The organism is Streptomyces barringtoniae (genome assembly GCF_020819595.1).
Lineage (GTDB): Bacteria > Actinomycetota > Actinomycetes > Streptomycetales > Streptomycetaceae > Streptomyces > Streptomyces barringtoniae.
The window spans coordinates 300,814-327,000 of record NZ_JAJHNP010000008.1; the positions used below are offsets into that span (position 1 = coordinate 300,814).

The window sequence follows — 26,187 nt, forward strand, 5'->3', positions numbered from 1 at the left end:
TCGTCATAGAAATCGGCCTTGGCGGTCTTGAGGTCTTTCACGTCCACCAGGCCGGTTTCCTGTGTGCTGTTGTTCTTCACCCACTTCTCGCCCGCCGTGCCGAACAGGTCCTCGCAGGTCTTCCTGGTGCTGTCGCCGGTCTCGGCGTTCTTCGTGCCGCCGGAACCGCACGCCGCCGAAGCGAGCAGCAGGGCCACGAGCGAGGGAAGGGCGATGAGGCGCCGCATGTCACCAGCCCCGCGTGTCATCGGTGTCGCTCTGGTCGCCGCCTGCCATGTACGCGTAATGCGCCTTCGTGGTCAGCTCGCGCACCTCGTGGGGCGTCATGTGCTGGTGGTCCGCATAGGTCAACAGCGGCGTCGTCGCGTTGCGCGCTCCCTGATCCTTGGCCTTTTCGACCGAGTCGATGGCCTGTTGGCGGCAGCGTGCTAAGGCATCCAGCCAGGCGGTGGGCCCCACTGCGGTGGAGGGGCAAGCGCGGCGGCGAGCCGCCTGCGGTGGCGGCCGCGACGTACGGCGGTGACGATGGTGATGGTCGTGGCCACGGCGAGCGCGGCGAGGAAACAGACGATCCCCGCGGCGATGCTCCCGATCGTGGCTCCCACCCGGGGCTTGTCTCCCAGCGCGAACTCGGCCGGCAGCTCCGAGGTGCAGGTGAGCGTGTAGTCGCCGCTGCTGCCGGGCTTCACCTCGAGGACGCGGTCCCAGGAGCGGGAACCGAGGGTGATGCGGAAGGTGCTGTCCGGCTGGGTCATCGACCCGGACCGCATGTCCGGGATCCGGCAGACGACATGGCCCTGCCCGGACTGGGAGACGTAGATCGCCTTGGTCTTCCCCCGGACGAAGCTGAACGTCCGCGAGTCACCGCTGGAGAAGCTGTGGGCGGTGTCGACCGAGTTCACGGTGTCCTTCACCGTCGCGACGATGAAGGCGATACCGACACCGGCCAGTACGAGCCCCAGCAGCGCGGCCACCAGGTACCAGATGCGCCGAGGCCGCAAGTCCTTCGCCGGAATGTTCACCGGCGGAGGCGGCGGGCCGCCGTACGGGGGTCCCCACGGGTACGGATTCTGTATGGACACGAGGGCGCATCGTACGGCAATCGCTGCGGAACGACAGCCCTCCCCCGTCCGCTCCCTGTGGGCGCCGAAAACGACGAAGAGGCCCGTACGACCGGAGTCGTACGGGCCTCTCCAAGGTCAGGTCGACCTCGAAGCAAGCGGAACTTACTTCGTGATCTTGGTGACCTGGCCGGCGCCCACGGTGCGGCCACCCTCACGGATGGCGAACTTCAGGCCCTCTTCCATGGCGACGGGCTGGATGAGCTCCACCTTCATCTCGGTGTTGTCACCCGGCATGACCATCTCGGTGCCCTCGGGGAGGGTCACGACGCCGGTCACGTCCGTCGTACGGAAGTAGAACTGCGGACGGTAGTTGTTGAAGAACGGCGTGTGGCGGCCACCCTCGTCCTTGGAGAGGATGTAGGCCTGCGCCTCGAACTCGGTGTGCGGGGTGACCGAGCCCGGCTTGATGATGACCTGGCCGCGCTCGACGTCCTCGCGCTTGATGCCGCGGAGCAGCAGACCGACGTTCTCACCGGCCTGGCCCTCGTCGAGCAGCTTGCGGAACATCTCGATGCCGGTGACCGTGGTGGTGGTCTTCTCCTGCTTGATGCCGATGATGTCGACGGTCTCGTTGACCTTGAGGACACCACGCTCGATACGGCCGGTGACGACCGTACCGCGACCGGTGATGGTGAAGACGTCCTCGATCGGCATCAGGAACGGCTTGTCGACGTCGCGCTCCGGCTGCGGGATCGACTCGTCGACGGCGTTCATCAGGTTGAGGACGGAGTCCACCCACTCCTTCTCGCCCTCGAGGGCCTTCAGAGCGGAGACCTTGACGACCGGAACGTCGTCGCCCGGGAACTCGTACTCGGAGAGGAGCTCACGGACCTCGAGCTCGACGAGCTCCAGGATCTCCTCGTCGTCCACCATGTCGGCCTTGTTCAGGGCGACGACGATGTACGGAACGCCGACCTGGCGGGCCAGGAGCACGTGCTCCTTGGTCTGCGGCATCGGGCCGTCGGTGGCGGCGACCACCAGGATCGCGCCGTCCATCTGGGCGGCACCGGTGATCATGTTCTTGATGTAGTCCGCGTGACCCGGGCAGTCGACGTGGGCGTAGTGACGCGCCTCGGTCTGGTACTCGACGTGCGCGATGGAGATGGTGATACCGCGCTGGCGCTCCTCGGGCGCCTTGTCGATGTTGTCGAACGGGGTGGCCTCGTTCAGGTCCGGGTACGCGTCGTGCAGCACCTTGGTAATGGCGGCCGTGAGGGTCGTCTTACCGTGGTCGATGTGACCGATGGTGCCGATGTTGACGTGCGGCTTAGTCCGCTCGAACTTCGCCTTCGCCACTGGGGTCCTCCTGTGGAGTGGTTCTGTACGCCTTACTTCATCGGCGCCAGGTGATCTTTGCTGGAAAGCCCGGAACCCGGGGCATTCATCCGGGATTGCGGCTGAATGCCCCTTGAGGCTCCGGAGTCAAGCCTAAAGCGTGTGAACGCGGTGCGTTACTCGCCCTTGGCCTTCGCGATGATCTCCTCGGCGACGTTCCGCGGAACCTCGGCGTAGGAGTCGAACTGCATGGAGTAGCTGGCCCGGCCGGACGTCTTGCTGCGCAGGTCGCCGACGTAACCGAACATCTCCGAAAGGGGCACGAGGCCCTTCACGACGCGGGCACCGGCCCGCTCCTCCATGGCCTGGATCTGGCCACGGCGGGAGTTGATGTCGCCGATGACCTCACCCATGTAGTCCTCGGGCGTGGTGACCTCGACGGCCATCATCGGCTCGAGCAGCACGGGCGAAGCCTTGCGCGCGGCCTCCTTGAAGGCCTGCGAACCGGCGATCTTGAAGGCGAGCTCGGAGGAGTCGACCTCGTGGTAGGCACCGTCGTGGAGGATGACGCGGACGCCGGTCATCTCGTAGCCGGCGAGGATGCCGAACTGCATGGCCTCCTGCGCACCGGCGTCGACCGAAGGGATGTACTCCTTCGGGATACGACCACCGGTCACCTTGTTCACGAACTCGTACGAGGTGTCGCCACCCTCGAGCGGCTCGATGCCGATCTGCACCTTCGCGAACTGACCGGTACCACCGGTCTGCTTCTTGTGGGTGTAGTCGACGCGCTCGACGGCCTTGCGGATCGTCTCGCGGTACGCCACCTGCGGCTTGCCGACGTTGGCCTCGACCTTGAACTCACGGCGCATACGGTCGACCAGCACCTCGAGGTGCAGCTCGCCCATACCACCGATGATGGTCTGGCCGGTCTCCTCGTCCGAGTGGACCTGGAAGGACGGGTCCTCCTCGGCCAGGCGCTGGATCGCGACGCCCAGCTTCTCCTGGTCGCCCTTCGACTTGGGCTCGATGGCGACCTGGATGACCGGCGCCGGGAAGTCCATGGACTCCAGGATGACCGGGTTCTTGTCGTCGGACAGCGTCTCACCGGTGGTGGTCTGCTTCAGGCCCATGACGGCGACGATGTCACCGGCGCCCACCGACTCGATCTCCTCACGCTTGTTGGCGTGCATGCGGTAGATCTTGCCGATGCGCTCCTTCTTGCCCTTGACGGAGTTCAGCACCGAAGAGCCGGACTCCAGGCGGCCCGAGTAGACCCGGACGAAGGTGAGCTTGCCGAGGTGCGGGTCGCTCATGATCTTGAACGCCAGCGCCGACAGCGGCTCCTCGTCGGACGGCTTGCGCTTGACGACGACCTCGGCGTCCTTGACGTCGTGGCCCTCGATGGCCTCGATGTCGACCGGGGACGGCAGGTAGCGCACGACCGCGTCGAGCAGGGGCTGGACGCCCTTGTTCTTGAACGCGGTACCGCAGAACACCGGGGTCACGGTGGTGCCGGTGCCCTTGCCGGACGCGATGGTGATACGACGGATCGCGGCGTACAGCTGCTCCTCGGTGGGCTCGGTGCCCTCCAGGTACAGCTCCATGATCTCTTCGTCGTTCTCGGCCACGGCCTCGAGCAGCTTGCCGCGGTACTCCTCGGCAGCCTCGGTGTGGGTGTCCGGGATGTCGACGACGTCGTACATCTCGCCCTTGGTGGCCTCGGCGGACCACACGAGCGCCTTCATGCGGACCAGGTCCACGACGCCCTTGAAGTCGGCCTCGGCACCGATCGGGAGCTGCATCACGATCGGCTGCGCGCCCAGGCGGTCGGAGATCATGTCGACGCAGCGGTGGAACTCGGCACCCGTGCGGTCGAGCTTGTTGACGAAGCAGATACGCGGAACGCCGTAGCGGTCCGCCTGACGCCACACCGTCTCGGACTGGGGCTCGACGCCGGCGACGCCGTCGAACACCGTCACCGCACCGTCGAGCACGCGCAGGGAGCGCTCCACCTCGACGGTGAAGTCGACGTGACCCGGGGTGTCGATGATGTTGATGGTGTGGTCGACGTTCTCCAGCGGCCAGTGGCAAGTGGTGGCAGCAGAGGTGATCGTGATGCCACGCTCCTGCTCCTGCTCCATCCAGTCCATGGTGGCAGCGCCGTCGTGGACCTCACCGATCTTGTACGAAACGCCGGTGTAGAACAGGATCCGCTCGGTGGTGGTCGTCTTGCCCGCGTCGATGTGGGCCATGATCCCGATGTTCCGGACCCTGGCCAGGTCAAGTGAAGTGGTAGCCATAAGGCTTCAGTCTTCTCTCGGTCTCGATGTGGGTAGCGACTACCAGCGGTAGTGCGCGAAGGCCTTGTTGGACTCGGCCATCTTGTGGGTGTCCTCGCGCTTCTTCACGGCCGCACCGAGGCCGTTGGAGGCATCGAGAAGCTCGTTGAGGAGACGCTCGGTCATGGTCTTCTCGCGACGGGCGCGGGAGTAACCGACCAGCCAGCGCAGCGCCAGGGTGTTGGCACGGCCGGGCTTGACCTCGACCGGCACCTGGTAGGTGGCGCCACCGACACGGCGGGACTTGACCTCGAGGGTCGGCTTGATGTTCTCGAGAGCGCGCTTGAGCGTGACGACCGGGTCGTTGCCGGTCTTCTCGCGCAGGCCCTCCATGGCGCCGTAGACGATGCGCTCGGCGGTGGAGCGCTTGCCGTTCAGCAGCACCTTGTTGATCAGGGAGGTCACCAGAGGAGAACCGTAGACCGGGTCGATGATGACCGGGCGCTTCGGGGCGGGGCCCTTACGAGGCATTCTTACTTCTCCTTCTTGGCGCCGTAACGGCTGCGAGCCTGCTTGCGGTTCTTGACACCCTGGGTGTCGAGCGAGCCGCGGATGATCTTGTAGCGAACACCCGGCAGGTCCTTCACACGGCCGCCGCGCACGAGCACGATGGAGTGCTCCTGCAGGTTGTGTCCCTCACCCGGAATGTAAGCGGTGACCTCGATGCCGCTGGTCAGACGCACACGCGCGACCTTGCGGAGGGCCGAGTTCGGCTTCTTCGGGGTGGTCGTGAACACACGCGTGCAGACGCCACGACGCTGAGGGGAGCCCTCGAGTGCGGGCGTCTTGTTCTTCTCGACCTTGTCCTGCCGGCCCTTGCGGACCAGCTGCTGGATCGTAGGCACTACTTCTCCGGTTTCTGTGTGCCGATGGGTACAGCTAACCTGGAACATCGCCGACCCACGCGGTCGGGTGTGTCGAATCCGGCGGACTCCCGCCGCAAGGCGAAAAGAGCACAGATTACGGTGGCCGCTCATAGCTCACGATGCGGTTTCAAGGCACGCACGAGAGCCAGGGCACACCCCAGGCACAAGGTCTGAGCGTACCTACCTCACGGACTTCGGTCAAAACAAATGGAGCGGGCACCGACACGCCGGACTTCCCACCTCGCCGGCCAGGATTCGTCCCAGTTGTCCTGCGCCCGCCCCGGGGACGCCACGGCACGGGGTCATGCCTGGTCGCAGGGCCGGAAACCGCCCTTCGGCCGCGGCTGGCCGGTTTCCGCTCTTGCCGGGGATATGCCTGGTGCGCTTTCAGTACGTTGATCCGTCCGCTGCGGGTGAACAATCGGGGGGCCGGCATGGCGAACACTGGGACGACCGCGTCTGCACGGGACGACGGCGGCCTTGACGACCGGGTGCCCTTCCTGGCCCGGCTGGAAACCGAGGACCGGGAGACGCTGCTCGCCCTCGGCCGGGAGCTGGCCTTCACCGCCCGCACGGTGCTGATCCACCAGCACGAGCCATCCTCCCACGTGCTCTTTCTCGTGCAGGGCTGGACCAAGGTCACCGCGGCGGCCGCCAACGGATACGAGGCGCTGCTCGCGCTGCGCGGCCCCGGTGACATCGTCGGCGAGTCGGCGGCGCTCACCGGGCGGCCGCGCTCGGCCACGGTGACCGCGCTGGAGCCGGTGCGCTCGCTGGCCGTGGAGCACGAGCGGTTCCGGGACTTCCTGCGCCACTCCCCCGCCGCCTCCTTCGCCCTGCTGGGCCTCACCGCCGACCGCACCCGCGCGGCCGACCGGCGCCGGCTGGAGTTCGCCTCCATGAACGTGCGCGAGCGGCTCGCCGTCCTGCTGCTGGACCTGGCCCGCACGCACGGCCGCCGCACCGAGGAAGGCATCGAGGTCTCCGTCCCGCTGAGCAAACAGGAGCTGGCGGGCTCGGTGGGGGCCTCCCGCGAGATGGTCCAGCGCCTGCTGAAGGAACTGCGCGACAAACACGCGGTCACCACGGGCCGCCGGGCCCTGCTGATCCACCGCCCCGACGTACTGCGCCGGATAGCTGCCGCAGCCTCCGCTCCGTCCCCGGGCGCCCCGTGGATCCCGTCGCCACCGGGGCCACCGGCGGAGGGGTGACGGGGGCACCGGGCCGCGGAGGGTGGGTCCACGGTGCCGCTGGAGATGACGGAGGGCACCTGGGGCCGCCAGGCGGGTGACGGCGGACCGTGGGACCCCAGCTGGGTTACAGCGGGCATCGAGGCCGCCAGGCGGGGTGACGGCAGTGGGGCCGCCAGGCGGGTGACGGCGGACCGTGGGACCCCAGCTGGGTTACGGCGCGCATCGAGGCCGCCAGGCGGGTGACGGCAGTGGGGCCGCCAGGCGGGTGACGGCAGACCGTGGGACCCCGGCTGGGTTACGGCGGGCATCGGGGCCGCCAGGCGGGTGACGGCAGTGGGGCAGCCGGGCGGGTGACGGCGGGCCGTGGGGCCCCAGCTGGGTTACGGCGGGCATCGGGGCCGCCAGGTGGGTGACAACCCGTAGGACGGTGACAGCAGTCACCAGGGTCCCGCCAGATGGGTGATGCCGATGACAGCGGTCACCCGTGCCGCCGGACGGGTGACAGCCGCAGGACGGTGACAGCGTGCCGGCGGCAGCCTGGACCGCAGCCACCACGGCCGTCCGAAGCGCGACGTCGGCCATCAGGCCCCAAAAAGGCACCGACCCCGAAGAGCGCCCCGGCCACCACCGCCACCCCCGAAGGGACCGAAGCCAAAAGCCCCCGAAGGGCAACCGCGGCCCCCGGGGTCACTCTGTGCACACGGTCACACTTCGACTGCGTCATCCGCCCTCACATCCGCCGCCGCTGCGCAGCCACTCTGCTGCCCTGCACGGCGGAACCCCCCCGAGAGGCGACGATGACCGACCCCGTGAGCCGTACGATCCTGCTGCTGGACATCGAGAGGTTCAGCGACCGAGACGACGTGGAGCAGGCCTATCTGCGGCGCATGCTCTACGACATCACCGACCGCACCCTGGAACGCGCCGGCATCGACGAGACCCGGCGGTTGCGCGCCGACCGCGGGGACGCGGTCCTGGAGCTCATCGATGCGAACGCCTCGGTCACGACGCTGCTGCGCGTCCTGCTCAAGGAGGTCCCGGCCGAGCTGCACGCCGTCAACCGCATGGCGTCACGCTCCGCCCAGATCCGGCTGCGCGGTGTCGTCGCCACCGGCTATGTCGCCGTGGACGAACTCGACGGCTGGGTCGGCTCCGACCTGAACCACGCCTTCCGTCTGCTCGACGCCGGCCTGTTGCGCGACGCCCTGCGCGAGCGGTCCGACGACTTCGCGCTGTGCGTCTCGGACGCCCTGTACGCGGGCGTGGTGCGCCACGACCACCCGGGCATTCCCGCGGCCGAGTTCAGCCCGGTGACGGTGGACAGCAAGAACGGCCCGCTGAAGGCCTGGCTGCACGGGCCGCTGCCCGCCGGCCTGGACCGGCAGGAGGGCCACCGTCAGGAGGACCACCGTGACACGGGGGAGGGGGAGGTGCCGGGCGGTTCGGGGGACCGCCCGGCACCGGGCAGGCCCGCTGCGCCCGTCGAGGACGGCCCGGCACCGGCCGGATCAGGGAGCGCCCCGGCGCCGGGCCCGGTCATCAACGTCCACGGCGGCAGCTTCAGCGGCGGGCTGATCGGCGGCAGCCAGTTCGGCGGCATCAGCGGCGGCCACTTCACCGGGGACGTCGTCTTCGGCGACCCCGGCAAGGACGGCGGGCGCGCGCGGGGTGAGGGCGCGTGAGCACGCCCGAGGCCCAGGCACCGCCCCGTCCGGCGGCCGCAGCGGGGACCGAGCCGGCCGCGGACGAGCCCAGACCGGCCGAAGGCGGCGCGGACCCGGGCGAGCCCGAGGAGCGCGACCAGCCGCAGACCGCCTGGTCGGCGCGGCGGGACCTGGTCGACCACAGTCCCCGCAGCATGAACGTCGGCGCCCGGGCCCGCTTCAGCGGCGGTCTGCTCGGCGGCGACCAGCACGGCGGCATCAGCGGCGGCCACTTCACCGGCGACGTCTTCCTGGGCGGCCGCACGGAGGTCTACCAGCTCGCCGCGTCCGGGGCCGGCGCCCCCGCCTCCGGTGAGGTGCCCGAGGCCACCCTGGAGGAACTGGAGCGGGGTTTCGCGGCCGACGAGCGGCTGATGGACCGCCTGCTGCGCCGGCTGCGCGACGACCGGGTCCTGGTGCTGTCCGGCGCCCGCTTCACCGGCCGGCGCACGGCCGCCCTGATGCTGCTGCGCCGTCTCGGTGCCCTGCCCGTGCGCACCCTGGTCAGCGACACCACCGCCGACAGCCTCGCCGACCGGCTCTGCGGCGAGCGGGGCGAGCCGAAGGCCCGCGGCCATGTCTTGTGCGACCTCGCCCCGCGCCGCGACCAGCCGCTGCGCTGGACGCATCTGCTCGCCGCCCGCGAACGCCTCACCGAGCGGGACGCCTACCTCGTCGTCACCCTCGATCCCGGCGCCGCGCTGGACGACGTGACCGCCGAGGAGTGGCACCCGCCGGCCGCGGCCGACGTGCTCGCCGCCCAGCTGCGCGCCCGCACCGGCCAGGAGACGGCCGGGAAGATGCTCGGCCTGCCGCCGGTGACCGAGTTCCTGCAGCGCAGTCACCAGCCGCGCGAGTCCGCCGCGTTCGCCCGGCTGCTCGCCCGGTACGCGACCGGAGAGGTCGCCGAGGACGCCGTAGGACAGTTCTCGCTGGTGTCCCTGGAGAACCAGGTCCAGGAGTGGTTCGAGGCGGAGGAGTCCGAACTCCACCTGCGGGACAAGGCGTTCCTCGTCGCGCTCGCCGCCTTCGACGGCGGGCCCTACGCGCTCACCGCCGAACTGAGCGACCTGCTCTACCGGTTCCTGCAGGAGACCGAGAACCCGGCCCGCGTCCCCGAGGTGCCCGTCTTCGGCACGCACGTCGGCAAGCGGCTGCAACTGGCGCGGGCGCGCATGTACGGGGAGCCCGAGCACACCGAGTGGGGCCCGGTCGACCAGCAGAAGGCCGCGTTCCGTGACGAGCGCGCCTCCCTGGTGCTGCTGCGCGAGGTGTGGACCGGCCACCCCTCCGCCCGGCCCGCGCTGATCGCCTGGCTGCGCCGGCTCGCGGACGACGGCCGCCCGCTGGTGCGCACCCGGGCCGCCTCCACGGTGGCCGTCCTCGCCCGTACCGACCTGCCGTCCGCGATGGCGCTGGTCATCGAGCCGTGGGCGACCTCCAAGCGGTACCGGCAGCGGCTCGTGGCGGTCAACGCGCTCGCCCTGTCGCACCTGGTCGGCACGCCCAACATCCCCCGCGTCCTCGACGCCTGGTGCGAGGGCGACGACCCGAGGCTGCGCTGGGTGGCGGTAAGGGCGTACGGGCTGATCGGGGCGGAGCGCCCGGAGCAGGCGCTGGCCGCCCTGCGCGGTGCCGTACGGCGCCTGTACGAGGACACGCCCGACGACATCGACGGCGAACTGGCGCGGGAACTGGCCGAGTCCGTGGAGCTGTTGCTGCTGTCGGCGGCGAGCGACCGCGTTCTCGACGGGCTGTGCGAGCACCTGACCGACGACCGTGCCGTGCGCGACCTGACGCTGAGCGGTTTCGTCGGGGCGTGCCGGCACACCGAGGGCGACGAGCGGTACGGCCTTCCGCTCGTCCTCGGCTGGTTCGCCCGCGCGGCCGCCGACGGCGGCCCCGCCGCGCAGGGCGTGCCGTTGCTGTGGCGGGCCGCGCTGGGCGATCCGCGCGCCACCCGGCAGGCCCTGCAGATCCTGCGCACCTGGGTGCTCATCGCCGACCGGTCGACGGCCGTCGAGTGGGCCCTGGCCGCGCTGCTGCCCAGGCTCGTCACCACGGCCACCGAGCACGAGCGGCTGAACCACCTGCTGCGCACCATGCCGGGCGAGGACGGCACTCCGCCGCCCGGGGTCACCGACCGCCTGCTGACCGCGCTCCACACCGACCCACGTCCCACCCGCTGACCTACCCCTGGACGACACGCCATGCCCTCCTTCCGGCAACCCGAGTGGCAGCAGCCCGCCGACCGGCACACCCAGCTGGTCGACCCGGTGCTCACCGTGCGGCAGCTGTCCCGCTTCGAGTTCAACTTCCGGTCCCTTGTCCGTATCGACCACGCACTCGTCTTCTCCACCCCCAAGGGTTCCTACGAGGCCTACCTGCCGCCGCAGCGGCCGACGCGCGCCGAGATCACGGCCAGGCGCTATTCCGCCGTCTACGAGGTGGACATGGGCGTCCACCCGCACACGGCGACCCTCGCGCTGCCGAGCGACAACGACGCCTTCGAGTTCACCGCCGAGGTCGACCTGTCCTGGCAGGTGCTGGATCCGGCCCGGTTCGTGGCGAGCGGCCACCGGGACGTGCCCGCCCTGGTGCTCGGCGAGCTCCAGCAGGCCGCCCGGCCGGTGACCCGGGACTTCGCGGTCGCGGACAGCGCGTCGGCCGAACGGAAGCTGCTGGAGGCGGTGACCGTGCTGGGGCCGCTGGGCGCGACCGCGGGACTCCAGGTCACCTGGACCCTGCGGCTCAGGCGCGACCAGGCCGACATCGAGCACCAGCAGCGGCTGCGGGCCATCGACCACTCCGCCACCGAGCAGGTCCACGCGGCCCAGCGCGGCATGGACGTCGACGTCGAGGTGGACCGCAGGCTGCGGCAGCAGGACGCCCTGCAGATCGAGCGGGCCGTCGCGTACGGCGCACAGCAGCACGAGCTGCTTCTGCGGCAGCAGCGCTGGCAGCACGAGCAGGCCATGCTCGCCGGCGGGCAGCGGCACGAGCTCGCCCTGCAACAGGGCCGCCAGGACATCGAGTTGCAGCAGATCGAGGCCCAGAAGATCGCCTTCTACCAGTACCACCTGCAGCAGGGCGGCGTGCACGCCTGGGCGCTCCATCTCGCCCAGCACCCCGAGGACTCCCAGCTGGTGATGTCCAGCATGCGCGAGGACCAACTGCGCATGATCCAGGCGCAGATGGACCTGGTGAAGCAGCTGCTGAGCGGCGACACGGCCGAGAGCTACGAGCTGGAGGGCCCCAAGCAGCTGGCTCTCCGCACGGTCAGCGACATCCTCAACCAGCGCCTTCCGGGAGTCCCGCAGAACCCGCCCCTGCTGCCGGAGGGCCCCGGCTACGGCCCACCGGTGCCCGCCGGACCCGGCTACGGCTCACCGGCACAGCCGACACCGGTCCCGCAGCCGGAGACGACGGAGGGAACACCACCGACGTCGGCCGCCGAGGCACAGCCCTCCAGCCCTCCCCCGTCTCCGACGCCGACGACTCCACCGGCGCCGGCGACAACTCCGCCGGGCCCCTTCAGCCCGCAGGTGCCGCCGACGGCGGCTCCGGCGGCGCCCTTCGGCCCGCCGGTCCCGGCCGCGGCTCCCTTCGTGCCGTCGCCGGGAATGCCGGGGCCGTACGGCACCCCCGCCGTTCCGCCCCCGCCACCCCAGCCCGCCTACGCCCCACCGCCCCCGGCCTGGCAGCCGCCTCCGGGGTACGGCACGACGCCGACGGTGCCGGACCCGCGTCCCACGGCGGAACCGGACGACGCCGAGGCGCCGGTCGCGCCCGGCGACGACGACGGCGCCGGGAGCGCTCCATGACGGCCACGGACCCGGCCGCCCCCGGCGCACCGGACGCCCCGGACGTCCCCGCCACTGCCGCGCGGCTGTGTGAACGGCTGCTCGCCGAGACACGGACCGAGATCGCCCACGCCGACAACAAGGCCTCCGTCCTGGTCGCCGCGCTCGGGATGAGCGCCGGTGTGTTCAGCGGACTGCTCGCCGGGCGGAAGTGGACCCCGTCCGCCCTCTCCGCGGCCGGCACCGTCATGTGGTGGGCCGGGGCCCTGTCGCTCCTGCTCTCGCTGTTCGCCCTGCTGCTCGCCGTACTGCCCCGCTACCAGCTGGGCACGTGGACACCGGGGGAGCCGCTGTCGTACTTCGGCGACGTCCAACAGGCCGTCCGGCAGGGCCGGTTGGACACCGCGCTCGCCGACACCGAGAACCGTCCCACGGCCGGGCTGGCCCGCGCCCTGACGGAGAACAGCCGGATCGCCGTACGCAAGCACCAGTGGATCCGCACCGGGCTCATCGCCTTCTGCGCCGGCACGGTCCTGCTGCCCGCATCCCTGCTGGTCGGCTGATCCGCCCGTCCGCAGCCGTCCCCACCCGCACGTGAAGGAACGAACGACCGCCATGACCCAGCCCATGCCCCCGGACCACTCCGAGCCACCCGCCCGCCCACATCCCGAGCCGGCCCCGCAGTACCCCCACGCGGCCCCGCAGTACCCACAGGCGGCACCAGCGGCACCAGCGGCACCCCAGTATCCGCAGGCAGCGCCCCAGTACCCGGACGCTGCGCCATCCCAGTACTCACCAGCGGCACCCCCGTACCCGCAGGCAGCGCCCGTGCCGCCGCAGTACCCGGAGGCGCCTGCGTCCCTGCCCCCGGTCCCCGACCAGCACCCGCACCCGCACCACATCGACACCGACCGGGGGCGGGTCTTCCTCTCCGCCGATCAGCGCCGGACGGACGCCACGGCCGTGGGGAACCTGCTGCTGCACGTGCCCAACTTCCTGTGCAGCCTCTTCGTTGTCGCGCTGGTCTCGCTGTTCTTCGGCGGTCTGGGCATCGTCGTCATACTCGCCTGGCTCGCAAGCGGCGCACTCGTGTTCCACCGGCCCACCGAAAGCGCCCTCGCGCGCCATGTGCTCCGTCTTCGCTACCCCACTCCACAAGAACGCGCCAAACTCGAACCGGTCTGGCGGGAGGTGACGGCCCGCGCCGGCATCGAGGGCCGTAACTACGAGCTGTGGGTGGAGGACAGCGACTCCCTGAACGCGGTCGCGGCCGCCGGACACATCGTCGGCGTCACCCGCTTCGCCATGAACAGGCTGCCCAACGGCGAACTGGCCGCCGTCATGGCGCACGAGCTGGGCCACCATGTCGGCGGCCATGCCTGGTCCTCGCTGCTCGGCTACTGGTACGCCCTGCCCGGCCGGGTGGCCTGGCGGGTGCTGAAGGCGTCCTTCGGCTTCATGTTCAAGGTGTCGCGTGCCTTCGGCTGCTTCGGCATCGGCTTTCTGGTGCTGTTCGTCGGCGGGATCGCCCTGGCCACGATCACCAGCTTCTTCGGCCTGCCGCTGCTGATCCTGGCCGTGCCGTACGCGCTGGCCGCCGTGGGCCGCCGTGCCGAGCTGCGGGCCGACGAGCATGCCGCCGTACTCGGCTTCGCCCCCATGCTGGCGGCCGTACTCGACAAGCTGCACCGGCAGGAGCAGGCGCAGCAGACCCAGCTGGCCGCTCAGAACGGCGGGCGGCCCGTCGAGGAGAGCGCGCTGGCCCGGCTGCTGTCGTCCCACCCGGACCACTACACCCGGCTGCACCACCTGCAGCCGTATCTGCAGCCGCAGGGCGGCCCGCAGCCACAGGGCCTGTAGCAGCAGGGCCCGTGGCGGCGTCGGCCGCGGCCGGTGAACACGCCGAAGGGCGGCCACCCGTGGGGTGACCGCCCTTCATGCTGCTCGCTTACTGGTTGTACGGACCGTAGTCGTAGTCCTCCAGCGGAACGGCCTGGCCGGAGCCGGTGCCGAACGGCGAGTAGTCGATGTCGTCGTAGCCGACGGCCGAGTACATCGCGGCCTTGGCCTCCTCGGTCGGCTCGACCCGGATGTTGCGGTAGCGGGACAGGCCCGTACCGGCCGGGATGAGCTTACCGATGATGACGTTCTCCTTCAGGCCGATGAGGCTGTCGGACTTGGCGTTGATCGCCGCGTCCGTCAGGACTCGGGTCGTCTCCTGGAAGGAGGCGGCCGACAGCCAGGATTCCGTCGCCAGCGAGGCCTTGGTGATACCCATCAGCTGCGGACGACCGGAGGCCGGGTGACCGCCCTCCTGGACCACACGACGGTTCTCCTGCTCGAAGCGGGAGCGCTCGACCAGCTCGCCGGGCAGCAGCTCGGCGTCGCCGGACTCGATGATCGTCACGCGGCGCAGCATCTGCCGGATGATGATCTCGATGTGCTTGTCGTGGATCGACACACCCTGCGAGTTGTAGACCTTCTGGACCTCGCCGACCAGGTGGACCTGGACGGCACGCTGGCCCAGGATGCGCAGCACGTCGTGCGGGTTGGTGGCACCCACGGTGAGCTGCTGGCCCACCTCGACGTGCTCGCCCTCGCTGACCAGGACCTTCGCACGCTTGGAGATCGGGAACGCCGTCTCGTCGCTGCCGTCGTCCGGGGTGACGATGAGCTTCTTGGTCTTCTCGGTCTCCTCGATGCGGACGCGGCCGCTCGCCTCGGAGATCGGGGCGACACCCTTCGGGGTACGGGCCTCGAAGAGCTCGACGACACGCGGCAGACCCTGGGTGATGTCGTCACCGGCCACACCACCGGTGTGGAAGGTACGCATCGTCAGCTGGGTACCGGGCTCACCGATGGACTGGGCGGCGATGATGCCGACCGCCTCACCGATGTCGACCAGCTTGCCGGTGGCGAGCGAACGGCCGTAGCACATCGCGCAGGTGCCGACGGCGGACTCGCAGGTCAGGACCGAGCGGGTCTTGACCTCCTCGACGCCGTGCTTGACCAGCTCGTCGATGAGCACGTCACCGAGGTCGGTACCGGCCGGGGCCAGCACCTTGCCGTCGACGACGATGTCCTCGGCGAGGCAGCGCGCGTACACGGACGTCTCGACGTCGTCCGCCTTGCGCAGCACGCCGTCCGCGCCGCGCTCCGCGATGTGGAGCTTGAGGCCACGCTCGGTGCCGCAGTCCTCCTCGCGGATGATGACGTCCTGGGAGACGTCGACCAGACGACGGGTGAGGTAACCCGAGTCGGCGGTACGAAGGGCGGTGTCCGCCAGACCCTTACGGGCACCGTGCGTGGAGATGAAGTACTCCAGCACGGACAGACCCTCACGGAACGACGCCTTGATGGGCCGCGGGATCGTCTCGTTCTTCGCGTTCGACACCAGACCACGCATACCGGCAATCTGACGCATCTGCATCATGTTGCCTCGTGCACCCGAGTTCACCATCATGAAGATCGGGTTGGTCTTCGGGAAGTTCTCGTTCATCGCCTCGGCGACCTCGTTGGTCGCCTTGGTCCAGATCGCGATGAGCTCCTGCGTGCGCTCGTCCTTGGTGATCAGACCGCGCTCGTACTGCTTCTGGACCTTCTCGTCCTGCGCCTCGTAGCCGCGGACGATCTCCTTCTTCGCCTCGGGAACGACGACGTCGGAGATGGCGACGGTGACGCCGGAACGGGTGGCCCAGTAGAAGCCGGACGCCTTCAGGTTGTCGAGCGTCGCCGCCACGATGACCTTCGGGTAGCGCTCGGCGAGGTCGTTGACGATCTCGGAGAGCTGCTTCTTGCCGACCTCGTAGTCGACGAACGGGTAGTCCTCGGGCAGCAGCTCGTTGAAGAGCGCGCGGCCCAGGGTGGTGTTCAGCCGGAAGCTGTCACCCTGCTGCCACTCCGGCTCGCCCTCCTCGCGCGCCGGCGGGGTCCAGCCGCGCGGCGGGATGGTGCCCACCGGGAAGCGGATGTCCACGCGCGACTGCAGCGAGAGCTCGCCGGCGTCGAACGCCATGATCGCCTCGGCCACGGACGCGAACGAGCGGCCCTCGCCCTTGACGTCGCGCATCTCGCCGTCGGTGGTGAGGAAGAACAGACCGAGGACCATGTCCTGGGTCGGCATCGTCACCGGACGGCCGTCGGCCGGCTTGAGGATGTTGTTCGAGGACAGCATCAGGATGCGGGCCTCGGCCTGCGCCTCCGCGGACAGCGGCAGGTGCACGGCCATCTGGTCACCGTCGAAGTCCGCGTTGAACGCGGTGCAGACGAGCGGGTGGATCTGGATGGCCTTGCCCTCGACCAGCTGCGGCTCGAAGGCCTGGATGCCGAGGCGGTGCAGGGTGGGAGCACGGTTCAGCAGGACCGGGTGCTCGGCGATGACCTCTTCGAGGACGTCGTACACGACCGTACGGCCGCGCTCCACCATGCGCTTGGCGCTCTTGATGTTCTGCGCGTGGTTCAGGTCGACCAGGCGCTTCATCACGAACGGCTTGAACAGCTCCAGCGCCATCGCCTTCGGCAGACCGCACTGGTGCAGCTTCAGCTGCGGACCGACGACGATCACGGAACGCGCCGAGTAGTCGACACGCTTACCGAGCAGGTTCTGACGGAAGCGGCCCTGCTTGCCCTTCAGCATGTCGCTGAGGGACTTCAGCGGGCGGTTACCGGGACCGGTCACCGGACGGCCGCGACGGCCGTTGTCGAAGAGGGCGTCAACAGCCTCCTGAAGCATGCGCTTCTCGTTGTTGACGATGATCTCGGGCGCGCCGAGGTCGAGCAGCCTCTTCAGACGGTTGTTGCGGTTGATGACGCGGCGGTACAGGTCGTTCAGGTCGGAGGTCGCGAAGCGGCCACCGTCCAGCTGCACCATCGGACGCAGGTCCGGCGGGATGACCGGGACGCAGTCCAGGACCATGCCCTTGGGGCTGTTGGACGTCTGCAGGAACGCGGAGACGACCTTCAGGCGCTTGAGGGCACGGGTCTTCTTCTGGCCCTTGCCGGTGCGGATGATCTCGCGGAGGCGCTCGGCCTCCTCCTCGAGGTCGAAGGACTCCAGACGCTTCTGCAGCGCCGCGGCACCCATCGAGCCGTCGAAGTACGTGCCGAAGCGGTCACGCAGCTCGCGGTAAAGCAGCTCGTCGCCCTCGAGGTCCTGGACCTTGAGGTTCTTGAACCGGTTCCACACCTCGTCGAGGCGGTCGATCTCGCGCTGCGCACGGTCGCGCAGCTGCTTCATCTCGCGCTCGGCACCCTCGCGCACCTTGCGGCGCACGTCGGCCTTGGCGCCCTCGGCCTCCAGCTCGGCCAGGTCGGACTCGAGCTTCTTGGCGCGGGCCTCCAGGTCGGCGTCCCGGCGGTTCTCGATCTGCTGGCGCTCGACCGAGACGTGCGCCTCCAGGGAGGGCAGGTCGCGGGTACGGCGCTCCTCGTCGACGTACGTGATCATGTACGCGGCGAAGTAGATGACCTTCTCGAGGTCCTTCGGCGCCAGGTCCAGCAGGTAGCCGAGGCGCGAGGGGACACCCTTGAAGTACCAGATGTGCGTGACGGGCGCGGCGAGCTCGATGTGGCCCATCCGCTCACGGCGCACCTTGGCGCGGGTGACCTCGACGCCACAGCGCTCACAGATGATGCCCTTGAAGCGGACGCGCTTGTACTTGCCGCAGTAGCACTCCCAGTCCCGGGTGGGGCCGAAGATCTTCTCGCAGAAGAGGCCGTCCTTCTCGGGCTTGAGGGTGCGGTAGTTGATGGTCTCGGGCTTCTTGACCTCGCCGTGGCTCCACTGACGGATGTCGTCAGCGGTGGCCAGGCCGATCCGGAGCTCGTCGAAGAAGTTGACGTCGAGCACTATGCGTCAATCCCTCTCAGGGTCGTAAGTCTGTGGTCTGAAACGGGGGCCTGGGGGTCGGCGGGGCCCCGTGGGTGGGGGCCCCGCCGGACTCCCGTCAGACCTCTTCGACGCTGCTCGGCTCGCGCCGGGACAGGTCGATGCCGAGCTCCTCCGCTGCGCGGAAGACGTCCTCGTCGGTGTCACGCATCTCGATGGACATACCGTCGCTGGACAGCACCTCCACGTTCAGGCAGAGCGACTGCATCTCCTTGATGAGGACCTTGAAGGACTCGGGGATGCCGGGCTCGGGGATGTTCTCGCCCTTGACGATGGCCTCGTAGACCTTCACGCGGCCGGTGACGTCGTCGGACTTGATGGTCAGCAGCTCCTGGAGGGCGTACGCGGCGCCGTAGGCCTCCAGTGCCCACACCTCCATCTCGCCGAACCGCTGGCCACCGAACTGCGCCTTACCACCCAGCGGCTGCTGGGTGATCATCGAGTACGGACCGGTCGAGCGGGCGTGCAGCTTGTCGTCGACCAGGTGGTGCAGCTTCAGGATGTACATGTAACCGACCGAGATCGGGTCCGGGAACGGCTCACCGGAGCGGCCGTCGAACAGCCGCGCCTTGCCGGACGGGAGCACCATGCGCTCGCCGTCGCGGTTCGGGATGGTGTGCTGCAGCAGACCCGCCAGCTCGTCCTCGCGGGCACCGTCGAAGACCGGGGTCGCGACGTTGGTGCGCGGGGCGACCTGGTCGGCGCCGATGGCCTGCAGGCGCTGGGCCCACTCGTCCGCGAGGCCGGAGACGTCCCAGCCGCGGCTGGCGAGCCAGCCGAGGTGGATCTCCAGGACCTGTCCCGGGTTCATTCGGGACGGCACACCCAGCGGGTTGAGGATGATGTCGACCGGGGTGCCGTCCTCCAGGAACGGCATGTCCTCGATCGGCAGGATCTTGGAGATGACACCCTTGTTGCCGTGACGGCCGGCGAGCTTGTCACCGTCGGTGATCTTGCGCTTCTGCGCGACGTAGACGCGGACCAGCTGGTTCACGCCCGGCGGCAGCTCGTCGCCCTCCTCGCGGTCGAAGACGCGCACACCGATGACCTTGCCGGTCTCGCCGTGCGGCACCTTCAGCGAGGTGTCACGGACCTCACGGGCCTTCTCACCGAAGATCGCGCGCAGCAGGCGCTCCTCGGGGGTCAGCTCGGTCTCGCCCTTCGGCGTGACCTTGCCGACGAGGATGTCACCGGCGATAACCTCGGCACCGATGCGGATGATGCCGCGCTCGTCGAGGTCGGCGAGGACCTCCTCGGAGACGTTCGGGATGTCCCGGGTGATCTCCTCGGGGCCGAGCTTGGTGTCACGGGCGTCGACCTCGTGCTCCTCGATGTGGATCGAGGAGAGGACGTCGTCCTGCACGAGGCGCTGCGACAGGATGATCGCGTCCTCGTAGTTGTGACCCTCCCACGGCATGAACGCCACGAGCAGGTTCTTGCCGAGGGCCATCTCGCCGTTCTGGGTGGCCGGGCCGTCGGCCAGCACCTGGCCGGTGACGACGCGGTCGCCCTCGTTGACGATGACCTTCTGGTTGACCGAGGTGCCCTGGTTGGACCGGGAGAACTTGGCCAGGCGGTACGTGATGTACGTGCCGTCGTCGTTGGCGGTGGTGATGTAGTCCGCGGAGACCTCCTGGACCACACCGTCCTTCTCGGCCTTGACCACGTCGCCGGCGTCGACCGCGGAGCGGTACTCCATGCCGGTGCCGACGAGCGGGGCCTCGGACTTAATCAGCGGCACGGCCTGACGCATCATGTTCGCGCCCATGAGGGCACGGTTGGCGTCGTCGTGCTCGAGGAAGGGGATCATGGCGGTCGCGACCGACACCATCTGGCGCGGCGAGACGTCCATGTAGTCCACGTCCTCGGGGCCGACGTAGTCGACCTCGCCGCCACGGCGGCGGACCAGCACGCGGGCCTCAGCGAACCGCATCTCGTCGTTCAGCGGCGCGTTGGCCTGCGCGATGACGAAGCGGTCCTCCTCGTCGGCGGTCAGGTAGTCGACCTCGTCGCTGACCTGGCCGTCGACGACCTTGCGGTACGGCGTCTCGATGAAACCGAACGCGTTGACCCGGCCGTAGGAGGCGAGCGAGCCGATCAGACCGATGTTCGGGCCTTCCGGCGTCTCGATCGGGCACATGCGGCCGTAGTGCGAGGGGTGCACGTCACGGACCTCGAAGCCGGCCCGCTCACGGGAGAGACCACCCGGGCCGAGGGCGTTCAGACGACGCTTGTGCGTCAGCCCCGACAGCGGGTTGTTCTGGTCCATGAACTGGGACAGCTGCGAGGTGCCGAAGAACTCCTTGATCGACGCCACGACCGGGCGGATGTTGATCAGGGTCTGCGGCGTGATCGCCTCGACGTCCTGGGTGGTCATGCGCTCGCGCACGACACGCTCCATACGGGCGAGACCCGTACGGACCTGGTTCTGGATCAGCTCGCCGACGCTGCGGATACGGCGGTTGCCGAAGTGGTCGATGTCGTCGGTCTCGACCATGATGGTGCGACCCGACTCGCCGACCGTCTCGGTCTCGCCGGCGTGCAGCTTCACCAGGTACTTGATGGTGGCGATGACGTCGTCGGTGGTGAGCACGCCGGCGTCCAGCGGCTCGTCCGCACCGAGCTTCTTGTTGACCTTGTAACGGCCGACCTTGGCGAGGTCGTAGCGCTTGGGGTTGAAGTAGAGGTTCTCCAGCAGCGTCTGCGCGGCCTCACGCGTGGGGGGCTCGCCCGGACGCAGCTTGCGGTAGATGTCGAGCAGCGCGTCGTCCTGGCCCTGGGTGTGGTCCTTCTCCAGGGTGGCGCGCATGGACTCGTACTCGCCGAACTCCTCGAGGATCTGCTCGGTCGTCCAGCCGAGCGCCTTCAGCAGCACGGTGACCGACTGCTTGCGCTTGCGGTCGATGCGCACACCGACCATGTCGCGCTTGTCGATCTCCATCTCCAGCCAGGCACCCCGGGAGGGGATGATCTTGGCGGAGAAGATGTCCTTGTCGGACGTCTTGTCGATGGTGGAGTCGAAGTAGACACCGGGGGAACGGACCAGCTGGGACACCACGACACGCTCGGTGCCGTTGATGACGAAGGTGCCCTTGTTCGTCATGAGCGGGAAGTCGCCCATGAAGACCGTCTGGGACTTGATCTCACCGGTCTCGTTGTTGGTGAACTCCGCGGTGACGAAGAGCGGGGCGGCGTACGTGAAGTCGCGCTCCTTGCACTCGTCGATGGAGTTCTTCGGCGGCTCGAAGCGGTGGTCCCGGAACGTCAGGGACATCGACCCGGAGAAGTCCTCGATCGGGGAGATCTCCTCGAAGATCTCCTCCAGACCGGACTTGGTGGGGACGTCCTGACCGTTCTCCAGAGCCTCCTCGACCCGACTCTGCCAGGCGGTGTTGCCGAGCAGCCAGTCAAAGCTCTCGGTCTGCAGCGCGAGCAGGTTCGGAACCTCGAGAGGCTCCTTGATCTTTGCAAAGGAGATGCGCAGCGGGGCGGTGCTGGCGCCGTTGTTCATATTCGCGGTCGAGGCATTGCGCGAGGCGGCCAAGAGGGGGTCCTTCCGAGGGCTCGGACTCACTACGCGCGTACCGGCCCCTCACCCGTACACAGAGACAGAAACCCCAGGTCAAGGGAGCTTTTGTCGTCAGTGCTCGAGTGAGGGCAGACCCCTGGTGACGGGCAGGGGACAGCTAACAGGCAGCGCAAAGGGTCAGTGTAGCCACTTGGCACACTGATGTCCAGTGCGGGTTTGTCGAGACCCTCGCTGTGCTCACCGCTCTTGTCAACGCCCTCGGCATGCCTGCCCTCAACGCACGTTGATACTGCCCTCTTCGCCGTCGATCCATGCCTCGGATTCGGATCCTTGTGACGACGCGTCCTGAGAATTGCGCGCTGCGTGCGGTTCGTCAAGGGCCCCCTTGCGGGGAACCGGGCATCCGGAGACACGGCGAAGATCACCTTACCCCTCACGAACACAGGTGCAAGGCAGGCCAGGCCGGGCCCCGGGGAACGCCGAAGGGCGACCACCCGGATGGATGATCGCCCTTCGGTGCGTTCGCGTTACAGCCCTACGGGACTGAATTTCTGCGCGCAGTCGGGTCCTGCGTGTCGCGGGACCCGGAAGGTCTTACTTGACCTCGACGGAGGCGCCGGCGGCCTTGAGGGACTCGGCGGCCTTCTCGGCGGCTTCCTTGTTGACCTTCTCGAGGACCGGCTTCGGGGTGCCGTCGACGAGGTCCTTGGCCTCCTTCAGACCCAGGGAGGTCAGCTCACGCACGACCTTGATGACCTGGATCTTCTTGTCGCCGGCGCCGGTGAGGATGACGTCGAACTCGTCCTTCTCCTCCTCGGCCTCGGCCGGGGCGGCCGGGCCGGCGGGGCCGGCAACGGCGACCGCGGCGGCGGCGGTGACGTCGAACTTCTCCTCGAAGGCCTTCACGAACTCGGAGAGCTCGATGAGGGTCATCTCCTCGAACTGGGCAAGCAGCTCGTCCTGGGTGAGCTTCGCCATGATGGCGGTCCTTCCACTCAATCGGCAGGTGCCGGATGTACTGGGTAAGGCGGGCGTACGTCGGCCCGCTGAGACCCTCGCCGCCTCATGCGGCCAGGATCAGAAAGCGAGCCGAATTACTCGGCACCGCCCTGCTCGGCCTGCTTGGCGCGCAGCGCGTCCACGGTGCGGACGAGCTTCGACGGCAGCGCCTGGAAGAGCTGAGCAGCCTGGGACTGCTTGCCCTTGAAGGCACCGGCCAGCTTGCTGAGCAGAACCTCGCGGGACTCGAGGTCCGCAAGCTTCTTGATCTCGTCGGCGGAGAGGGCCTTGCCCTCGAGGACACCGCCCTTGATGACGAGATTGGGGTTGTCCTTGGCGAAGTCACGCAGACCCTTCGCCGACTCCACCGGGTCACCGGTGACGAAGGCGACGGCCGTCGGGCCAGCGAAGAGCTGGTCCTCCAGCGTGATCCCGGCCTCCTTGGCCGCAATCTTGGTCAGCGTGTTCTTCACCACGGCGTACTGGGCGTTCTCACCGAGCGACCGGCGCAGCGTCTTGAGCTGCGCCACGGTGAGACCGCGGTACTCGGTCAGCACGGCGGCGTTGGAGCTGCGGAACTTGTCCGTCAGCTCCGCAACCGCGGCAGCCTTGTCGGGCCTCGCCATAGAGCCTCGGCCTCCTTCCGGGTGATTCGGACCGCGCGGACCCGAAGGAGGACTGGGGAAACGAAACGCCCCGGCGCAGGCGCACGGGGCGGACTCGACCGGTCGCACACGCGCTCGGCGCGCGCACTCCGGGAGTTCTTCCACTGTCACCTGCGCGGGTCGCCCACTTTTCAGCGGATCCTTCGGCCACCGCGCCCTCGTTCAAGCGCGCGGCAACGACCAGCGGTCTTTGGCTTCAGTAGGAGAGTACGGGACCGGGGCGCCATCGAGCAAATCGGGCCCCGGCCCCGGTGAGGTCAGGAGCTGATGCCGCTGCCCGCCCCGGGAACACTGGTGCCGGAACCGCTCGACGTCCTGCCCGAACCGGGGACGCCGAGGGACTTCATCAGGTCCTTGAAGTCCTTGGTGTCGCTCGCCGGGGGCGCCTCGGGGGAGACCTTCACGCCGTAGTCGCTGAAGTAGGTGGTGTTGGTCATGGCGCCGTACGCCGTGTCGGCCTTCTCGGTCTTCTTGACCAGGAGGTTCTGGTCGTTGATCCAGATGTCGACGGTCTCCGTGGTGATGCCCGTCTTGTCGAGCTGCCGCTTGAGCTCGGCCAGCCGGGAGGCGCTCAGGTTGCCGTTCCTGCGGGCGAAGTCGGCGACGTCGATGGTGCCGGAGTAGTGCGTGACCCGGACGCCGGAGACGTCCTCCCTGCCGACCTTCTTCACGTCGTGCGAGGCCAGCAGCATCTGCACCGACTGGTACGGCGTGGTGGTCCGCGCCTGGTCCTGGAGGTTGGGCGTGGCGCCGCCGGTGATCTTGGTGAGGTCGGCGTAGCTGTACCGGATCCAGTGCTTGCCGGTCTGCTCGGCGAACTTGCCGCCCACCCTGCCGTAGACGGCGTCCGGCAGATACCGGGCCTCCGAGGACGGCGTGCCGGCCTTGCGCATGGCCTCGCCGAGCCTGCCGCCGGTGTAGGTGAGGGTGAGGTCGCCCTTGAGGCCGCCGGCCCAGGACACCTCCCCGGTCGCGCTCAGTGACATGACCGTGCCCAGGGTGGTGCTGGAGCGCACCTTCGCCGATTCCGCCTTGTCGGTGGACTGCTCGGTGGTGCGCAGGACGACGGCGATGGGGCTGACGTGGATCGTGCCGCCGTTTGCCGCCGCCTTGTCACCCTTGCCCGGGCCGGAGGAGGAGCCGCAGGCCGCCACCGAGGTCAGCGCGGCGACAGCGGCTACGGAAAGGGCCGTACGGCGGACGGTCGTGCTCTTCATCTGGTCCCACCCCTATGACAAATCGTGTGTCTGCAACGTAACTCAGGCCACTGACAGTCGTACGAAAGTTCGCACAAAGAAAGGACGGGCCCCGCACCTGGAAGGTTGCAGGGCCCGCCCTTGCTCACGCGTACCTGACGCGGCTACCGGGCTGAGCGGAGGGCTCAGACGGCGGCCGGGTCCTCCTCGGTGAGGAGGTTGCGGGTGCGGTTCGGGTCGACCGGGATGCCGGGGCCCATCGTGGTGGTGATGGCGGCCTTCTTGAGGTAGCGACCCTTGGCGGCGGACGGCTTCAGACGGAGGATCTCCTCCAGCGCGGCGCCGTAGTTCTCCACCAGCTTGGCGTCGTCGAAGGACGCCTTGCCGATGATGAAGTGCAGGTTCGAGTGCTTGTCGACGCGGAACTCGATCTTGCCGCCCTTGATGTCGGTGACGGCCTTGGCGACGTCGGGGGTGACGGTGCCGGTCTTCGGGTTCGGCATCAGACCACGCGGGCCGAGGACGCGGCCGAGGCGGCCGACCTTGCCCATGAGGTCCGGGGTGGCGACGACGGCGTCGAAGTCCAGGCGGCCCTTCGAGACCTCGTCGATCAGCTCGTCGGCGCCGACGATGTCGGCGCCCGCGGCACGCGCGGCCTCGGCACGGTCGCCGGTCGCGAAGACCAGGACCCGGGCGGTCTTACCGGTGCCGTGCGGAAGGTTCACGGTGCCACGGACCATCTGGTCGGCCTTGCGCGGGTCGACACCCAGACGGAAGGCGACCTCGACGGTGGCGTCGAACTTGGTCGTGGAGGTCTCCTTGGCGAGACGGACGGCCTCGAGCGGGGCGTACAGCTTCTCCCGGTCGACCTTGGCGTCCGCAGCGCGGAGAGCCTTGCTGCGCTTGCTCACAACTTGCTCCTGTGTGTTCTGAAGGAGTCGTGGTCTCTGGGCCGAGCAGGCCCTGCCACGTGCGACCGGTTACGGCCGCATGACGTACTGGGGGTGAGGTCAGCCCTCGACCGTGATGCCCATGGAACGGGCGGTGCCGGCGATGATCTTCGACGCGGCGTCCAGGTCGTTGGCGTTGAGGTCGGGGAGCTTGGTCTGGGCGATCTCGCGGACCTGCGCCTCGGTGATCTTGGCGACCTTGGTCTTGTGCGGCTCGCCGGAGCCCTTCTCCACACCAGCGGCCTTGAGGATCATCTTCGCGGCCGGCGGCGTCTTGGTGACGAAGGTGAAGGAGCGGTCCTCGTAGACCGTGATCTCCACCGGGATCACCCAGCCACGCTGCGACTCGGTCGCGGCGTTGTACGCCTTGCAGAACTCCATGATGTTGACGCCGTGCTGACCCAGCGCGGGGCCGACCGGCGGGGCCGGGTTCGCGGCACCGGCGTTGATCTGGAGCTTGATGAGCCCCGTGACCTTCTTCTTCTTGGGAGGCATTGCTCTCCGGGTCCTTTCATTCGGGTCCATGCCCGCGCGAGGATCGCGATCCTGACGCAGGCATACCGCACAACGATAACGGGTATAGATGCGCGGCCAAAAACCGAGCAGGTCAGACCGGCTGAGACAGCCCGCCTGACCTGCGCGGAAGAGCGACGTC

Annotated in this window: 18 protein-coding genes; 6 read left to right on the forward strand and 12 right to left on the reverse strand. The window is 68.8% G+C overall.

Going from position 1 to position 26,187, the window contains the following annotated elements:
• Positions 1 to 428 precede the first annotated feature (428 nt).
• The 5 genes from LMU33_RS17060 to rpsL all read right to left on the reverse strand — a co-directional run bounded on the left by LMU33_RS17060 (position 429) and on the right by rpsL (position 5,586).
• Positions 429 to 1,082 carry a serine/arginine repetitive matrix protein 2 gene (locus LMU33_RS17060; protein WP_228621227.1) on the reverse strand — a complete coding sequence of 218 codons (654 nt, stop codon included), beginning with the start codon at positions 1,080 to 1,082 and terminating at the stop codon, positions 429 to 431.
• 144 nt (positions 1,083 to 1,226) lie between these two features.
• Complete coding sequence (gene tuf / locus LMU33_RS17065) at positions 1,227 to 2,420, reverse strand: elongation factor Tu (RefSeq protein WP_228621228.1); 1,194 nt, start codon at positions 2,418 to 2,420, stop codon at positions 1,227 to 1,229.
• Between the two features lie 155 nt (positions 2,421 to 2,575).
• Positions 2,576 to 4,702, reverse strand: coding sequence for an elongation factor G (gene fusA, locus LMU33_RS17070; RefSeq protein WP_228621229.1), 2,127 nt, complete (start codon positions 4,700 to 4,702; stop codon positions 2,576 to 2,578).
• A 39-nt stretch (positions 4,703 to 4,741) separates the two neighbouring features.
• Positions 4,742 to 5,212: a 30S ribosomal protein S7 gene (gene rpsG / locus LMU33_RS17075; protein ID WP_055706461.1), complete on the reverse strand. Its 471-nt coding sequence runs from the start codon at positions 5,210 to 5,212 to the stop codon at positions 4,742 to 4,744.
• 2 nt (positions 5,213 to 5,214) lie between these two features.
• Entirely contained in the window at positions 5,215 to 5,586 is a 372-nt protein-coding gene (gene rpsL, locus LMU33_RS17080; RefSeq protein WP_003948652.1) for a 30S ribosomal protein S12, read from the reverse strand.
• A gap of 455 nt (positions 5,587 to 6,041) precedes the next feature.
• Here rpsL and LMU33_RS17085 point away from each other — a divergent pair, with 455 nt between their 5' ends.
• The 6 genes from LMU33_RS17085 to LMU33_RS17110 all read left to right on the forward strand — a co-directional run bounded on the left by LMU33_RS17085 (position 6,042) and on the right by LMU33_RS17110 (position 14,166).
• Complete coding sequence (locus LMU33_RS17085) at positions 6,042 to 6,818, forward strand: Crp/Fnr family transcriptional regulator (protein WP_228621230.1); 777 nt, start codon at positions 6,042 to 6,044, stop codon at positions 6,816 to 6,818.
• Positions 6,819 to 7,597: 779 nt separating this feature from the next.
• Positions 7,598 to 8,482 carry a hypothetical protein gene (locus LMU33_RS17090; RefSeq protein WP_228621231.1) on the forward strand — a complete coding sequence of 295 codons (885 nt, stop codon included), beginning with the start codon at positions 7,598 to 7,600 and terminating at the stop codon, positions 8,480 to 8,482.
• A complete protein-coding gene (locus LMU33_RS17095) occupies positions 8,479 to 10,692 on the forward strand; it encodes a hypothetical protein (protein WP_228621232.1) in 2,214 nt (737 codons plus the stop codon). The genes LMU33_RS17090 and LMU33_RS17095 overlap by 4 nt, the downstream gene beginning before the upstream one ends.
• A gap of 21 nt (positions 10,693 to 10,713) precedes the next feature.
• A complete protein-coding gene (locus tag LMU33_RS17100) occupies positions 10,714 to 12,327 on the forward strand; it encodes a hypothetical protein (RefSeq protein ID WP_228621233.1) in 1,614 nt (537 codons plus the stop codon).
• Positions 12,324 to 12,869, forward strand: coding sequence for a Pycsar system effector family protein (locus LMU33_RS17105; protein ID WP_228621234.1), 546 nt, complete (start codon positions 12,324 to 12,326; stop codon positions 12,867 to 12,869). The genes LMU33_RS17100 and LMU33_RS17105 overlap by 4 nt, the downstream gene beginning before the upstream one ends.
• A gap of 52 nt (positions 12,870 to 12,921) precedes the next feature.
• Entirely contained in the window at positions 12,922 to 14,166 is a 1,245-nt protein-coding gene (locus LMU33_RS17110) for a M48 family metalloprotease (RefSeq protein ID WP_228621235.1), read from the forward strand.
• 88 nt (positions 14,167 to 14,254) lie between these two features.
• Here the strand turns inward: LMU33_RS17110 and LMU33_RS17115 are convergent, their stop codons facing one another.
• The 7 genes from LMU33_RS17115 to rplK form a co-directional block, all read right to left on the reverse strand.
• A complete protein-coding gene (locus tag LMU33_RS17115) occupies positions 14,255 to 18,154 on the reverse strand; it encodes a DNA-directed RNA polymerase subunit beta' (protein WP_228621236.1) in 3,900 nt (1,299 codons plus the stop codon).
• 97 nt (positions 18,155 to 18,251) lie between these two features.
• Positions 18,252 to 21,737 (reverse strand): DNA-directed RNA polymerase subunit beta, encoded by a 3,486-nt coding sequence (gene rpoB, locus LMU33_RS17120; RefSeq protein ID WP_228621237.1) that lies wholly within the window; start codon positions 21,735 to 21,737, stop codon positions 18,252 to 18,254.
• 579 nt (positions 21,738 to 22,316) lie between these two features.
• Positions 22,317 to 22,700, reverse strand: coding sequence for a 50S ribosomal protein L7/L12 (rplL, locus tag LMU33_RS17125; RefSeq protein ID WP_228621238.1), 384 nt, complete (start codon positions 22,698 to 22,700; stop codon positions 22,317 to 22,319).
• Between the two features lie 116 nt (positions 22,701 to 22,816).
• Entirely contained in the window at positions 22,817 to 23,347 is a 531-nt protein-coding gene (gene rplJ / locus LMU33_RS17130; protein ID WP_069779227.1) for a 50S ribosomal protein L10, read from the reverse strand.
• A 296-nt stretch (positions 23,348 to 23,643) separates the two neighbouring features.
• Positions 23,644 to 24,603, reverse strand: a complete 960-nt coding sequence (locus LMU33_RS17135) for an SCO4651 family lipoprotein (RefSeq protein ID WP_228621239.1) — start codon at positions 24,601 to 24,603, stop codon at positions 23,644 to 23,646.
• 164 nt (positions 24,604 to 24,767) lie between these two features.
• Complete coding sequence (rplA, locus tag LMU33_RS17140; RefSeq protein WP_228621240.1) at positions 24,768 to 25,493, reverse strand: 50S ribosomal protein L1; 726 nt, start codon at positions 25,491 to 25,493, stop codon at positions 24,768 to 24,770.
• A gap of 99 nt (positions 25,494 to 25,592) precedes the next feature.
• Positions 25,593 to 26,027: a 50S ribosomal protein L11 gene (gene rplK / locus LMU33_RS17145; protein WP_037858373.1), complete on the reverse strand. Its 435-nt coding sequence runs from the start codon at positions 26,025 to 26,027 to the stop codon at positions 25,593 to 25,595.
• Between the last annotated feature and the right edge of the window lie 160 nt (positions 26,028 to 26,187).

Excerpts from the sequence above, each read along its gene's own strand:
- LMU33_RS17100 (WP_228621233.1), top strand. The coding sequence starts at position 10,714 with ATGCCCTCCTTCCGGCAACCCGAGTGGCAGCAGCCCGCCGACCGGCAC.
- rplK (WP_037858373.1), bottom strand. The coding sequence starts at position 26,027 with ATGCCTCCCAAGAAGAAGAAGGTCACGGGGCTCATCAAGCTCCAGATC.
- LMU33_RS17105 (WP_228621234.1), top strand. The coding sequence starts at position 12,324 with ATGACGGCCACGGACCCGGCCGCCCCCGGCGCACCGGACGCCCCGGAC.
- rpsG (WP_055706461.1), bottom strand. The coding sequence starts at position 5,212 with ATGCCTCGTAAGGGCCCCGCCCCGAAGCGCCCGGTCATCATCGACCCG.
- LMU33_RS17085 (WP_228621230.1), top strand. The coding sequence starts at position 6,042 with ATGGCGAACACTGGGACGACCGCGTCTGCACGGGACGACGGCGGCCTT.
- rplJ (WP_069779227.1), bottom strand. The coding sequence starts at position 23,347 with ATGGCGAGGCCCGACAAGGCTGCCGCGGTTGCGGAGCTGACGGACAAG.
- LMU33_RS17090 (WP_228621231.1), top strand. The coding sequence starts at position 7,598 with ATGACCGACCCCGTGAGCCGTACGATCCTGCTGCTGGACATCGAGAGG.
- LMU33_RS17135 (WP_228621239.1), bottom strand. The coding sequence starts at position 24,603 with ATGAAGAGCACGACCGTCCGCCGTACGGCCCTTTCCGTAGCCGCTGTC.
- LMU33_RS17110 (WP_228621235.1), top strand. The coding sequence starts at position 12,922 with ATGACCCAGCCCATGCCCCCGGACCACTCCGAGCCACCCGCCCGCCCA.
- rplL (WP_228621238.1), bottom strand. The coding sequence starts at position 22,700 with ATGGCGAAGCTCACCCAGGACGAGCTGCTTGCCCAGTTCGAGGAGATG.
- fusA (WP_228621229.1), bottom strand. The coding sequence starts at position 4,702 with ATGGCTACCACTTCACTTGACCTGGCCAGGGTCCGGAACATCGGGATC.